Annotated in this window: 12 protein-coding genes; 8 read left to right on the top strand and 4 right to left on the bottom strand. The window is 64.4% G+C overall.

Translation table 11 applies throughout. The features are described 5' to 3' along the window. Positions 1-20 precede the first annotated feature (20 nt). Positions 21-1274, top strand: coding sequence for a phthiocerol/phthiodiolone dimycocerosyl transferase family protein (locus PT015_RS10800; RefSeq protein WP_285190608.1), 1254 nt, complete (start codon positions 21-23; stop codon positions 1272-1274). Here the strand turns inward: PT015_RS10800 and PT015_RS10795 are convergent. Then, positions 1267-2097 (bottom strand): class I SAM-dependent methyltransferase, encoded by an 831-nt coding sequence (locus PT015_RS10795; RefSeq protein ID WP_285190607.1) that lies wholly within the window; start codon positions 2095-2097, stop codon positions 1267-1269. The two genes, PT015_RS10800 and PT015_RS10795, sit on opposite strands and share 8 nt — an antisense overlap. 53 nt (positions 2098-2150) lie before the next feature. Between PT015_RS10795 and PT015_RS10790 the strand changes: the two genes are divergently transcribed. The 6 genes from PT015_RS10790 to PT015_RS10765 all read left to right on the top strand — a co-directional run bounded on the left by PT015_RS10790 (position 2151) and on the right by PT015_RS10765 (position 9497). Next, positions 2151-2858 carry a flavodoxin family protein gene (locus tag PT015_RS10790; protein ID WP_285190606.1) on the top strand — a complete coding sequence of 236 codons (708 nt, stop codon included), beginning with the start codon at positions 2151-2153 and terminating at the stop codon, positions 2856-2858. Between the two features lie 7 nt (positions 2859-2865). Further along, positions 2866-3366 (top strand): DUF2505 domain-containing protein, encoded by a 501-nt coding sequence (locus tag PT015_RS10785; RefSeq protein ID WP_285190605.1) that lies wholly within the window; start codon positions 2866-2868, stop codon positions 3364-3366. Positions 3367-3369: 3 nt separating this feature from the next. Further along, the gene (locus tag PT015_RS10780) at positions 3370-4101 is read left to right on the top strand and encodes a nitroreductase family protein (protein WP_285190603.1); all 732 of its coding nucleotides are present in this window, start codon (positions 3370-3372) and stop codon (positions 4099-4101) included. 266 nt (positions 4102-4367) lie between these two features. Next, entirely contained in the window at positions 4368-5870 is a 1503-nt protein-coding gene (locus tag PT015_RS10775) for a hypothetical protein (RefSeq protein WP_285190602.1), read from the top strand. A gap of 303 nt (positions 5871-6173) precedes the next feature. Then, on the top strand, positions 6174-7679 hold the full coding sequence (locus PT015_RS10770) for a hypothetical protein (protein ID WP_285190601.1): 1506 nt from the start codon (positions 6174-6176) through the stop codon (positions 7677-7679). A 282-nt stretch (positions 7680-7961) separates the two neighbouring features. Next, the gene (locus tag PT015_RS10765) at positions 7962-9497 is read left to right on the top strand and encodes a hypothetical protein (RefSeq protein ID WP_285190600.1); all 1536 of its coding nucleotides are present in this window, start codon (positions 7962-7964) and stop codon (positions 9495-9497) included. Between the two features lie 53 nt (positions 9498-9550). On the opposite strand, the gene PT015_RS10760 is transcribed toward PT015_RS10765, so the two are convergent. From PT015_RS10760 to PT015_RS10750, 3 genes are read right to left on the bottom strand one after another with little or no spacing between them, the layout of a single operon-like run. Next, positions 9551-10384, bottom strand: coding sequence for an SDR family NAD(P)-dependent oxidoreductase (locus PT015_RS10760; RefSeq protein ID WP_285190599.1), 834 nt, complete (start codon positions 10382-10384; stop codon positions 9551-9553). 49 nt (positions 10385-10433) lie between these two features. Then, positions 10434-11717, bottom strand: a complete 1284-nt coding sequence (locus tag PT015_RS10755) for a PE-PPE domain-containing protein (protein ID WP_285190598.1) — start codon at positions 11715-11717, stop codon at positions 10434-10436. A 58-nt stretch (positions 11718-11775) separates the two neighbouring features. Then, positions 11776-13029 carry a PE-PPE domain-containing protein gene (locus PT015_RS10750; RefSeq protein WP_285190597.1) on the bottom strand — a complete coding sequence of 418 codons (1254 nt, stop codon included), beginning with the start codon at positions 13027-13029 and terminating at the stop codon, positions 11776-11778. Positions 13030-13303: 274 nt separating this feature from the next. On the opposite strand from PT015_RS10750, the gene PT015_RS10745 reads away from it, so the two are divergent. Beyond that, complete coding sequence (locus PT015_RS10745) at positions 13304-14110, top strand: SDR family NAD(P)-dependent oxidoreductase (protein WP_285190596.1); 807 nt, start codon at positions 13304-13306, stop codon at positions 14108-14110. The last annotated feature ends 34 nt before the right edge of the window (positions 14111-14144 follow it).

The raw sequence follows: 14144 nt of genomic DNA, 5'->3' as shown, positions 1-14144 counted from the left end.
GCTTGGCTAGAAAGGCACCTGTGTTTCCCTCGTCGGTCATTCGCAAGCTGGCGCTCAGTGAAGAGATGCTCGCTGAGACGCACAACTTCGTGGGTCTGTCCGCGCACCTTGACGGTCCGATCGACGTCGACGCGTTGACGGATGCCTTCGATCTGCTGTTGGAGGCACACCCGGTGCTCACCGCGCGGTTGGAGCGCGGCGCCGACGGACGCCACGACCTGGTGGCCGACGACCTGATGCACGCCGGCCTCGAGGTGATCGAGGTCGACCCGGCCCAAACCGAAAACCCGCCACCGCATTTCGACCAGGGCGAGGCACTGGTGCACCTGCGGCTGTTCCTGCGGGACGGGAAGGCGAACCCGACGCTCTACGTGCACCACGCGCTGGCCGACGGCCACCACATGTACGGCCTGATCGAGGAATTGCTGTCGTTCTACACCGATCTCGTCACGAACGGCAAGACCGGCCCGGTGACCCCGCAACCAGCACCGGAGTCGATCGAGACGGTGCTCGCCGACCGGGGCATCCAGAAGGGATCGCGTTCGGGCATCGAACGATTCATGCCGGCGCTGTTCGCCTACGACCTGCCGCCGTCGCGGCGCGGCGACACCGGCGCGACACCCGCGTCGCCCGTGCGGGTTCCGATGGTGTCGTGCCGGCTCGACGAGACCCAGACGCACGCGATCGTCGAACTGTGCCGCGCCGAGAAGATCGGCCTGCACTCGGTGTTGTCCGCGGCGATCCTGATCGCGGAGTGGCAGGTGCGTGGCCGGCTGAACATCCCGGTGCCGTTCATCTACACCGTCGACCTGCGTTACTTTCTGTCACCGCCGGTGTCGGCGACCGGGTGCACGAACCCGGTCGGGCTGGGCACCTATCTGGCCGAGATCAACCAGAAGACCTCGGTCGTCGAGTTGGCCCGCGGCATCGCGGCGACCTTCAAGGGCGACCTCGACGAGGGCGTGATCCAGCAGTCGCGGCTGCACTTCAGCCCGCAGTACGTCGGCAACGCGCCGGGCATGCCCGACGTTGTCCTGTTGTCCGACAACGGTTTGGTGCCGCCGGTGCGCACACCACCGGGTGTCGAGGTGACCGCGACCCACGGCGAGCTCTACTTCCAGGTGAGCGCCGGCATCGAGATCTACTTCACCCAGATCTACGCCGAACAGCTCAACGTCGAGTACCACTCGCACGGGCCGGAACCGGAGAAGTCGATCGAGGCGATCCGCGCGCTACTGGTCGAGGTCGCCGAGCAGCGCGCGGCCGTCAGCTGACCGGGCCGTAGGCGTAGCGGTGATATTGGAAGGTGCGGCGCAGCGGCGGCAGGGGCCGGACCAACGGCCGCAGCAACCGGACGAGCCCCCGCGCGCGGCCGAAGGTGCTGGCGTCGAAAAAGGTTACGCCGCTGACCAATCGGGCTCCCGACAGCCGGTCGAGAACTTCCGATGGCTTGTTGACGGCCCAGTACAGCGTCGAGCCCGACTGCCGCTGCAGGCGATGCGTCTTCTGCGACCGCACGACGAGCCGGCTGTAGTAGTCGATGTTGATCTCGCCGGTCTTGAAGCGGTCGATCACGTGCTGCAGCAGCGCAATTCCGTCGTCCTCGGCCAGGTACATGCTGATGCCCTCGGCCAGCAGCAGCGTCGGCTTGTCGGCCGGGATCGCGTCCAGCCAGGACGGGTCCGTCGCGGGCGTGGCCACCAGGTGGTAGTTCGGACGGCCCGGAAAGACCTTCTCGCGCAACGAGATAACGGCCGGAAAGTCGACGTCGTACCATTGCACGCCCGGGCCGGGGTCCATCCGGAACACCCGGCTGTCCAGGCCGCAGCCGACATGGATCACCGTGGCCTCGGGGTGCGCGGCCAGGAACTCCCGCGTCCATTCGTCGAACTGCGCGGTGCGGACCGTCACCAGCGGCGTCCAGCGGTCGGCGACCTTGAGTTCGGCCCAGTTGTAGTCGATTCGGTCGACCGCGGCCTTGGCGAAGTTGTCGCCCAGAATCGGCCGGTCCCAGTCGGCGTCCAGCGCCTTGCAGTACAGCGTGGTCAGCATCGTCTGCGAAGGGCCGCTGAGGTCGATGGAAACTTTGTCGGTCACGGGGCTTAACCCTAGTAGGTGACTACTGTGCGAGATTTGGAGATGGAGGAGTCATGACGGATACGACCAGTAGTGGCGCACGGCCGCCGCGGGTGCTGCTGCTGTACTACTCGTACACGGGGCAGGCGCAGAAAGTCCTCACCGCCGCGGGAGACGTGTTCCGCGAGCGCGGATGCGACGTCAGCGAAGCCAGGATCACATTCACCGACCCCAAATACTCGGAGAAGTTCTCCCGGTTTCCGATGCGTCGGGTCTGGCCCGACATGCTCAGCGTGCTGAACGCCCAGAAGCGCAACGAGACCGGCGAAATCGAAACCCCGGACACCGTCCGCGACGGCGACTACGACCTGATCCTGATCGGATCGCCGACCTGGTGGGACAACGTCAGCATGCCGCTGCGGTCCTTTCTGAAATCCGACGAGGCTCGTAAGTTGTTGTCCGGCAAACCGTTTGCGGTGTTCGTCGTGTGCCGCACGTTCTGGCAGGCGAACCTCGAAGGAGTGCAGGAGCTGGCTCAGGAGGCCGGCGGCCGCTACGTCGACGAGATCCACTTCACCTATCCCGGCGACAACCTGCGCTCGATGCTGGCGTTGACCAGCTATCTCGGCACGGGGGAGTACCGCAAGAAATCTCTGGGCCTCAAACTCCCGCCGACCAACGTTCAGCCCGACCAGATCGAGCAGACCAAGACGTTCGCCGGCCGCCTCGCGGATCGGCTGCTGGCCAGGAGCTCGGCGCTGCCCGGCCAGGAACCGGTATAGGACGGACATGCCACGCCCCTTTGACGTATCGGTCGAATCGCCCGTCAGCGTCGACCAGGTCCACACCGCGTTCAGCAGCGAGGACTACTGGCTGGCCCGGCTGGGGAACATGAGCGGCGGCACCACGCTGGAGTCCCTGGACGTCGACGACGACCGGACCGTGCGGGTGACCATCACCCAGGACCTCGGTCGCGACCTGTTGCCCGGGATCGTCTCCAAGTTCTATCGACGCGACATCAAAGTCCGAAGCACCGAGACCTGGGCGCCCTCGGGTGACGGGTTGCGCGGGGAGATCACCGTCGCCGTCACCGGTGCGCCGGGTTCCGGCTCGGCCGCCGCCACGGTGGCGCCCACCGCGAACGGCTCGGTGCTGACCTTGAACGGCGAGGTGGAGTTCAAGGTCCCGCTGGTCGGTGGGACGGTGGAGAGCTTCATCGCGCGCGAATTCGCCAACGGCATCCCGGATGTCCAGGACTTCACCGCCCGCTGGGTCACCGAGCACGCCTGACCGATGACCGACACGCCGAGCCCCTACGCCGACTCCTTCCGGTTCGCGCCGGCCACGTCCGACGCGCTCGACGGCCTCAACATGCCGCTGCAGGACGCGATGCTGACGCAGCGCGCGGTGCGCCGGGTGTACTCCGAGCCGGTCGACGACGCCGTGGTGCTCAAGTGCATCGAGTTGGCGCTGCGCGCGCCGACCGGAGCCAACGGGCAGAACTGGGAGTTCATCGTCGTCAAGGACCGCCGGGTGATCAAGAAACTGGCCGGCCGGTACCGCAAGGGCTGGAAGTTCTCCTACGGCGGGCTGCTCAGCAGCGCCGGCGACGACGATCCGTCGCTGGCCAAGGTCATCCGCGCGGCGCAGTGGCAGGTCGACCACTTCACCGAGGTACCGGTTCTGGTGGTGGCCTGTCTGCGGCTCACCGTCCGCGAAGGCCGGACGCCCTATTCGTTGATGCCCCATGCCGCGGTGTCCGGCTATTGGGGCTCTATTTATCCGAGCGTGCAAAACCTGCTATTGGCGGCCCGTGCAATAGGGCTGGGTGCCTCGTTGATCACGCTGCCGCTGTGGGGAGTGACGCGGGCGCGCAAGATTCTCGGGCTGCCTCGGTCGGTGACGCCGTGCTGCGTGGTGGCCCTCGGTTGGCCGCGCGGGCGCTACGGCCCGACGACGCGGGTGCCGGTCGAGCAGGTCGCGCACCTCGACACTTACGGCAACCGCGCCTGGCTCAAGGACTGACCTCCTTCAGGCTGAGGGCTTCTTCCAACTCGCTCGCGATCACATCCGACGCTGCTGCCCGACGGGGCGAGTGTGAGCGCTGGGGGCGGCGTGTCCCGAAAAATTCATTAATTGCTCATATGTCAATTAACACTCAAATGGAATGAAAAAGGCCTTGGACACGAAATATGAGTTTCGAATGAGCCCCCAAACGAAGGCGACATCTGAGGGTTTCTGAGTTTATCGTCAGCAACTGTTCAGTTAGTCGTTTATGGAGGGGGAAACGCGTGAAACAGGTTGCTGCGCGTCCATATGTCTTGGCAGCCGCCGCGCTAGCGGCTACCAGTCTGGTCGCCGTCACACCGACGGCCTCGCGGGTCGCGTCAGGGTCTGCACAGCGCGCTGTCCACAGCATCGAGACCAGCCTGGTCGATTCGTCGATCTTCAACATCCCGTTCAACCTGCTTCAAGAGATCGTCAACATCCCGAACAGCGAGATCGGCGCGATCGACTACCTGTCGCAGTCACTGTTCAACAGCGGCCCGTGGTTCGTGGTCAGCGCGACCAACCTGTGGGGTGTCGACCCCGGCGACCCGAGCAAGTTCATCGGCGGACTGGGCGTCCTGCTGCCGTTCCCGGGTCTGAACGGCATCAACGAAGGCATGACCGACTTCAACGCGGGTCTGGGCCAGCAGTATTGGGGGCTGGTGGCGACCACGCTGCCGACCAGCGGCGGTTGCGACGCGACGGACTGCCTGCCCTACACGCCGACCAGCCCTGTGACCGGCATCAACGGCATCGACTCGTTCATTCGCCTGAACGACATCCTGACCGGTCGTCAAGAGTTCCCGTTGTTCGACAACTGGTTCAAGACCGGCCTCGACGACATCTTCCCGTCGGAGGGCGGCGGGCCCAGCGACTTCGTCTTCCCAGACGAGTGGACAACGGCCCCCAGTGGCCAGGTCTACGAGATTTTCCCCAACCTGCCGGGCACGACGCTGGATCCCGAAACCGGCGAGTACATGTATCCGTGGGCGGGCGACAACTTCACGTTCCAGCCGTGGGTGCCGTTCCAGAACTGGATCGAAGGCCTGATGGAGGACCCGGACTACACCGGTGGTGGCTTCGAGTTCCCATCGTTCGATGAAATCGGCCGGACGCTGCAGTCGTTCACCGCGTCGTTGGCGATGTTCACCCCGTTCACGCCGGGCAGCCCGTTCTGCCCTGGTGAATGCGAGTTCGTCACCGACAACAACCTCGACTACCCCGACCTGATCCGTTACATCGACCAGGCGTGGCCGGGCAACGACAACATCACCACCTGGCTGGAGGCCTACGACAACGGCGTGGCCAACGTGCCGACCGAGGAGCAGATCGAGAATTCGATCAGGCTCCTGCAGCAGGGCTTCTGGAGTTTCGGCAACCCGCAGCCGCCGGCGGGATCCGGCCCGGATTACACCCAGACCGTCGCCGATTTCCGGGCGTTCTGGGAGTCGCTGGGCTTCGATCCGGACAACAACCCGGCACCGGGCGACTTCGCCGGCCAGTTCGCGGCATTCGCCAACGCCTTCAGTCCAGAGCAGTTGACCGAGAACTGGGAGAACCTGGCCGCCGCGTTCACTCCGGAAGCACTGACCGAGAGTTATCAGAACCTGATAGAGGCTTTCAGCCCCGAGGCGCTCGCCGACCTCTGGGCGCCGCTGCTGGAGGCGTTCAACCCGGCCGAGGTCGCCGCCGATGCGGGCGCCGCGATGGACTGGACGGCCCTGCTGGCTGGATTCGGCCTGTAAGAACCGTCGCGACCAAAATCAGCCCCCGAGCCACGGCTCGGGGGCTGACTTATTTCGCGGGCGATGAAATAGGTACCTGCGCCATTCATTTATGTGCGCAAAACAATTCGCTATTTTGTCGACCATTTACTCGGACGTTGAATCCAATAAGTTGGACCTAACGTCCGAAATGGGCGGTGAGCGTTATTCACAATGTGAGGTGAGTCACGCGCGGGTTGATTAGTGATTGGTATGTACTTAGAAATCCTTAGTGTAAGTTCAGCTAGCGCCGCGTTCATGTAATCGTCTGGGAAGGAGGGCGCAGTGCAGGCTGTGAAGCGTCCATACGTCATGGCAGCTGCCGCGCTCGCGGCCACGGGTTTGGTCTCCGCCACCCCGATGGCTACCCAGATGACTCGTCAGGCCGTGGACCGCGCCGTCCGCAGCGTCGAGACGAACCTCGTCGACGCCTCGATCTTCAACATCCCGTTCAACCTGTTCCAAGAAATTGTGAACATCCCCGCCAGTGAGATCGACGCGGTGAATTACGCGTCGGAATCGCTGTTCAACAGCGGTCCGTGGTTCGTGGTGAGCGCGACAAACCTGTGGGGTGTCGACCAGGGCGACCCGAGCCACTTCATGTCGGTGATGAACTTCCTGGTGCCGTTCGAGGGTCTGAGCGGAATCAATGCCCCCGAAACGGACTTCGACGGCGGTCTGGGCCAGCAGCTGTGGGGCCTGGTGGCCACCACGCTGCCCACCAACGGTGCCTGCGACGCGATGGACTGCCTTCCGGTGTCGCCGACCAGCCCGATCACCGGGATCGGCGGCGTCGACTGGTTCCTGCATCTGAATGACATCCTGGACGGCAAGCAGCCGTTCCCGCTGCTGGAGAACTGGTTCCAAACGCCGCTGGATCAGCTGTGGCCCGGCGCCGAGGGCTACACCTGGCTGCCCGGCGCCGAGGGGGCCTACGACCCCAGCGGTCCGGCCTACACGATTTTCGACAACATTCCCGGGACGGGCGCCGGTGACGCGTACCCGTGGGAGGGGTTGACGTATCACCTGGAGCCGTGGGTGCCGTTCCAGAACTGGATCAACGACCTGATGGCCGATCCGGACTACTCGAACTTCCAGATTCCCAGTTTTGATGAGGTCGGTCGGGCCTTCCAGTCGCTGCTGGCGGCCTCGGCGGTCTTTACGCCGTTCACGCCGGGCAGCCCGTTCTGCCCCGGTGATTGCTCGTTCATCACCGACAACCACCTCGACTACCCCGACCTGATCAAGGACATCAACAACCTCTGGCCGGGGAACGAGACGATCCAGACGTGGGTTGACGCTTACGACAGCGGCATGGCCAATGTGCCGACCGAAGACCAGATCCAGAACTCGATCAACATCCTGCAGCAGGGCTTCTGGGACTTCAACAACCCGAGCCCGACCGACGGCCCGGATTACAGCGCCACGATCGCCGAGTGGCAAACATTCTGGACCTCGCTGGGCTTCGACACGACCAACAACGTCGCGCCCGGTGACTTCGCGGGGCAGTTCGCGGCGCTGGCCAACTCCTTCAGCCCGGAGCAATTGACCGACAACTTCACCGCGCTGGCCAACGCCTTCAGCCCGGAGCAGTTGACCGCGGACTTCGGCGCGCTGGCGACCGCGTTCAGCCCGGAGCAGTTGACCGCCGACCTGACGGCGTTGCTGGGGACCTTCGACACGGGCGCCCTGGCGGGTGCCGCGATCGATCCAGGCGTCTTCGCAAATGTTCTGGACCCCGCCGCTCTGACGGCGGATTGGACCGCGCTGCTGGCCGGCATCGGTCTGTAACCGAGTAATTATCGAATTAGCCCCCGAGCCACGGCCCGGGGGCTAATTCGTTTCGTGGACCGCCGTCGCATCCCCGTCCGTGAAAACTGCCGCCTGCCAACGGAACTCGTGCCAGTCGGTACAGCGATCTCGCGAAATCCGTTTGTTGGACACGCGTCGTATTTCGTTGCCGATCGAGACGTAATCAAACCGTAAAGATTTCTACGCATTTCGTATGAACTTAGAAAATCTTAGTGTAGGTTCAGCATGAACTTAGTTCACGGATCCGGAGGGGGAGACGGCATGCAGGGTGTATCGCGTCCATACGCAATGGCAGTTGCTGCGCTGGCGGCGACGAGTTTGGTGGCGGTTACACCGCTGGCGTCTGAGGCGGCCAACGAGGTGGCTCGCGCTCCGATGCGCAGCATCGCGACGAAGCTCGTGGACTTCGACCTTGCGGGTCTGGCGAACATCCCGCTGAACCTGTTTTACGACCTGGTCAACATCCCGGCCAACGAGATCTACGCGACGCAGTTCTTTACCGACAACCTGTTCATGGCCGGACCCTGGTTCGTGGTCGGCCCGACCAACCTGTGGGGCGTCGACCCAGGTGACCCGACGCACTTCATGTCGGTGACCAACTTCCTGTTCCCGTTCACCGACATCAGCGGCATGAACTCGTCTGAACTCGACTTCAGCGCGGGGCTCGGCCAGCAGATCTGGGGGTTGGTCGCCTCGGAGCTGCCGACCAATGCCTCCTGTGACGAATTCGCATGCATGCCGTTCGAGCTTGCGAGCCCGGTGACGGGAATCTCCGGCGCCGACTTCTTCGTGTGGCTGAACTCGATCTTGAGCGGCCAGACCTCGTTCGGGTTGTTCGACAACTGGTTCAACGCCGACTACAACCCGGACGGCTCCTTCCACTTCGACCCCACCGCCCCCGGCAGCATCGAGCCGGTGAACGACACGACGACCGGCAACGTCAGCGGATTCCTCGGGTGGTCTCAATTCGGCACTTCTGGCCAGCTTGACGGCTCCGGCGGCCTGCTGGGCGGCGAGGGAATTCCGGGTACGGTGACCGGCGCCGATGGCGCGCAACTGATGCCGTGGGCCGGAAGCGATTACCAGTTCGAGCCATGGCAGCCGTTCATCAACTTCTTCAACCACCTGACCGATGCGCCGTCCACCGATGGCCTCTTCGGCACCGGCATCGACCCGATCTACGGTGACTTCACCGAGATCACCCAGACGTTCCAGTCGTTCCTGGCCGGCCTGATGATGTTCGACCCAATCACCCCCGGAAGCCCGTTCTGCCCCGGCGACTGCAGCTTCATCGTCGACAACCACCTGGACTACCCGGACCTGATCAAGGACATCAACAGCTGGACACCTGGCGGCAACCCGGTGATCAACGAATGGCTGGAGGCCTACGCCAACGGCGCGGCCGGTGGACCGGCTGGAGACACTGGCGCCAACGTGCCGACTATGGCCGGCATTCTGCGGTCCATCGAACTGCTGCAGAACCACGACTACTGGGACTTCGACCACCCGGGCTACCCGGACATGAACACCCCGGGCAACCCCGACTTGGCCGATCTCGCACCGCAGTTCGAGCAATTCTGGACCTCGCTCGGCTTCAACGTCCACGACAACACGCCGGCACTCGAGCAGTTCACCAACCTGTTCAGTCCCGAGGCGCTGCAAGACAGTTGGGCGGCGTTGGCGGCCGGCTTCAGCCCGGAGCAGCTCGCGGCAGACTGGGCGGCGCTGGGAGCGGCGTTCGATCCAACCCAGATCACTGCGGACTTCACCGCGCTGCTGGCCTCGATCGGCCTGTAGACCGAGCAGAAAACAGTCGGCCCCCGAATCCTCGGGGGCCGACTGCTTTTCGGCTACTTCTTCATTCCGGCGTTCATGACCCGGTTCCACATGCGGTCGGTCAGCAACGCGCGGGCGAGCACCGAGCCCTTGCCGGAAAGACCGACGACGTAGCGGGGTTTGGGGTTTCGCATCTCGGCGGTGCGAACGGCGAGGCGCGCGACGGTGTCGGCGTCGACCATGAGCCCACGCGCCTGGGCCAGGCCGTGGGTGGTCGCGGTGTAACGTCGCTTGAACTCGGCGTACGGGTCGTCGGCGGCATAGCTCGCTGGCGCCGAATCAAGTTGCGACTGAACGAATTTGGTGCGCGTTCCGGTGGGGTCGATGAGTACCACCCGAACGCCGAACGGTGCCACCTCGGCGCCTAGCGACAGCGACAGCGCCTCGACGCCGTACTTGACGGTGTGGTACGCGCCTGCGCCGGGACTGGTGAATCGACCCCCGGTGCTGCCGATGATGATGATGCGACCGGTGCCGCGCTCCCGCATGCCGGGCAGGACGAGCTGTGACAGATGCAGTGTCGCAACAACATTGGTCTCGAACAGCCTGCGAAGGTCATCCCGCTCCACCTGCTCCAGGGGGCAGGGGAGTGGATACCCGGCGCTGTTCACCACGACATCGACGCCCCCGTGCGCGGCGCGGATCTCTTCGACGAGTTCGGCCACCGCACTCTCGTCGGTGACGTCAAGAGAGCGGGCCTGCAAGCCTTTTGACCGCAGCGCGTCCAATGCCTGCGGGGTGCGGCCGGCCGCGTACACGACGTAGCCCCGGTCGTGCAGCCGATGCGCGGTGGCCTCGCCGATGCCGCTCGTCGCTCCGGTCACCAGGGCAATCGGCGTTCTTGTCATCGGAACAGCCTAGCGAAGCGGCGTCGGCGTGCCCCGATGCGGCAGCGGCTCAGATGCCCAGGAAGTCCAGCGGGCTCGACAGCAGGTCGGGGCTGAACAGCGCGGCGAAGTCCGCAACGGCGTCGGCACCAAACAGCGACGTCAAACCGTTTGTCGCCCAAGTGCTTACGTCACCGAGGAAGGCGGCCCAACTGGCGTCGCCGAAGTCGACGGCGCTCGCCGTCGCCGCATCCGGCGTCGTCGAGCCGATCAGGCCCGGAATATCGGGCAGGTATGGGTACATATCCGGCAGGTCTGACTGCGGGCGCAACCCGAGATCGACCATCGCGGCGACCATCCCCTGCTGCCAGCCGAGCTGCATCTGGGCGGACACCTCGGCCCAGTCGATGTCGGGCATCGACGTCCAGTCCGCGGGTGTGACCAGATCGGCCGGCCCGGACCGGTCGTAGCCCAGATCGATCAGGACCCGCATGGCGGGCTGGATCAGGTCGGCGGACGGCTTTCCGATGAAGGGAACGGCCCGCAGGAGATCCAGGATCGGCAGGTTCTGGGTGGGGATCAGAAAGTAGTCGGTGTTGAGGTCGTCGACGGACGTCGGCAGCTCCACGGCACCCGCGATGGACGAGGGATCGAACGTCGTCGGCCAGCCCGGAAGGAAGGCGGTGTGCAGATTGAGGAAGCCGGCCATGGCGTTGGCGGTCGCCAGCAGATTCAGCGGGTACTGAGGAAAGTCGGAGCTCCCGCTGTACTCGATCGAGTAGATCGCCGTGTCGTACGGGGTGTCGGCGGGCGTGGCCGGAAACGGTATGCCTGCCAACTCCGGGAATCGCTCGAGGAAGCCGCCGTTGGGATTGTTCAGGTTCTCGAAGAGGATGAAGCTCAGCTGGTCGTCACCCGGCCGTTCACCGACGGGCAGCTGGCCGAGGTTGATCATCTCCTGGGTGGCGATGCTGCTGCTCTCGGAATACCCGAACACCACCACGTGGTCGTCCGGACTCATCAGGTGGTCACGGATGCCCTGGTCGAGCTGGCTGACGCCCTCGGTCAGCACCAGCTGATAGTTCGCGCCGAGCTCGACTGGTTGAACTTCGGGCGTATACCCCGGGTAGGTCGGCTGCCCGTCGAACAGGGGCGGGTTGGGGTTCACGAACAGCCTCATGATGTCTGTGACATATGACGGCAGCGGGTTGGGCGTCGCGGCGTAGCCCATCAGCAGCGCGGTGTCATCCGCTGCGCTCAGCGCCGGATTGACCAGCGACGACGCCTCCAGGAGTCCGGCGCCGGTAGTGGCCAGCAGACCGGCGCCGAGCCAGCGCAAACCGCGTCGTTTCATGAGTTCCCCAGTTTTCAATGAATCCGGCCGCAATTCACGACGCGGCAACGACTCTCGTTCAGAGCGATGGCAAGAAATTACCGAATAGGCCGGCAAGATCGTTGGCAAAACCAGGTAAGAATGTCAAAAGAGTCGACGCCAGCGGATTGTCCGATGCGGTAAGGGCGTCGACGAGCGCGTTGGCGGACGCCGTGGCGTCTGCCGTCGCCAGGGCGACAGAGGCCGGGTCGTGGGACGACAGCGCGCCATCGAACAAGCTCTGGACGTCCGGAACGTACGGATACAGATCCAACAGGTCCGATTTCTGCAGAACACCCACATCGACCAAGGCGGCCATGATGCCCTGATTGGCCCCCGCAAGCAGGTAGGCGTCGACGGCGGTCGTGTCGAAGTCCGGGGTGCCCATGCTCGCCGCGGTGACGACGTCCGCGTTGCCCGTGTAGTCGTAACCCAGGTCGATCAGAACCCGCATGTCCGGCTGGATCAGATCGGCGAATGTGTTGCCGCCCAAGTCGCGACCGAAATCGAGCAGCGGCAGATTCTGGGTGGGAATCAGGTAGTAGTCGGTGGTGAGGTTCGGGTTGGATACCGGTTCCAGAACGGCGTTGCCGAGGGACGAGAAATCGAAACTCGAGGGATAACCGGGGAGCAGCAACGGGTGCAGGTTGACGAAGCCGGCCATGGCGTTCTCGTCGGCGAGCAGGTTTGACGAGAACTGAGGGAAGTCGGAGCTGCCGCTGTATTGAACGGAATAGATGGCGACGTCGTACGGCGTGCTTGCCGGCGTTGCCGGAAACGGGGTGCCGGCCAAATCCGGAAAGCGTTCCAGGAAGCCACCATTGGGATTGTTGAGATCCTCGAGCAGGACGAATTGCAGTTGGTCCGGATTGAACTTGCCGGCGTCCCCCAGATTGACCAATTCCTGCGTCGCGATGGCGCTGCTCTCGGAGTAGCCCCAAACGACGACATGGTCGTCCGGACCGGTGAGAGCCTTGCCGATCGCCGCGTCCAGCTGCGCCGAGCCCGCGGCCATGACCTGCTGGTAGTCCGCGCCCTCTTCGGTGGTGACCACGAGCGGCGAATATCCGTCGTAGGTGGGCTGTCCGTCGAACAGCGGCTTGCTCGGGTCGATGAACAGGCTCATCACTTGATCCACATACGACTGCATCGGAGTCGGTGTCTCGGCGTAACCCATGATCAGAGCGGTGTCATCCGCAAAACTGACCGCCGGGTTCATCGTCGACGGAATCTCCAGCAAGCCGACGCCGGCCAGCAGACCGGCGCTGAGCCAGCGCGCACCACGTCCAGTCATGACGTCCCCCGGTTATGAAAAATATGAAAGCGCGAAGCGATGACCAGAGCGCTCAAATGTGATGCCTATCTTGCCTTCGTATGCGCTGCGGCGGAGTAATTTTCGCGAATTGGCGTGTCGCGTATTCACCGTCCGAAACACCCGCACATTCCGTCGCAGCGGGGCAATTGTTTGCCGGCGCCGGGCAGCACGCGGCGTCGCGGTGGCCGCCGCCCGAAATTGACGACGGCCGTTGTCCAAGCATCGCCGCGGCAGTCCGGTTAAGGTCGGGTACGTGGGGATTCCGGTACCGTCCGACGACCGCGTGGCTCTGGTCACCGGCGCGTCGTCCGGCATCGGTGAGGCCATCGCCATCGAGCTCGCGCTGCGGGGCCACCAGCTGGTGCTCGTCGCGCGGCGCGCCGACCGCATGCACGCGCTGGCCAGCAGGCTGAGCCAGAAGGCGCACGTGTTGCCGGCCGACCTGTCCAAGAGCTCCGAGCGCGCCGCGCTCCCGGACCGTGTCGCCGAACTGGGTCTCGAACCCGACATCCTGGTCAACAACGCCGGCCTGTCGGTGGGCGCCCCGATCGCGAAATCGCTTCCCGAGCAACAACTTAACTTGGTCGAGGTGGACGTCGCAGCCGTGGTCGACCTGTGCAGCAGGTTCCTCCCGGGAATGATCGAGCGCGACTGCGGCGCGATCCTGAACGTGTCATCGCTGGCCGGGTTCATGCCGGTGCCGGGGCAGGCCGCCTACGCCGCAGCCAAGGCGTTCGTGCTGTCGTACACCGAGGGACTGCGCAATGAGTTGCGTGGAACCGGCGTCACCGCGACGGCGCTGTGCCCAGGTCCGGTGGATACCGGATTCGACGACGCCGCCGGATTCGGCGTTGGGGAGCGGGCGGCCGTGTTGCCCGGGTTCATGTGGAAGTCGGCCGACGCCGTCGCGCGCGCCGGCCTCGACGGACTCGCCGCGGACAAGTGCCTCGTTGTCCCCGGCCGGATCAACCGGATCGTCGCCACGTGCAGTCGATTGGCGCCGCACGATCGGTTGCTACCACTGCTCGCCCGACGGGCGCTGGCAAAGAAAAACCCCTGACGTGACACCTAACACGCAGGACATACGGATTGTT

The sequence above is a fragment of the Candidatus Mycobacterium wuenschmannii genome (genome assembly GCF_030252325.1).
GTDB classification, from domain to species: domain Bacteria; phylum Actinomycetota; class Actinomycetes; order Mycobacteriales; family Mycobacteriaceae; genus Mycobacterium; species Mycobacterium wuenschmannii.
This window is presented reverse-complemented; position numbering and strand designations above follow the sequence as displayed.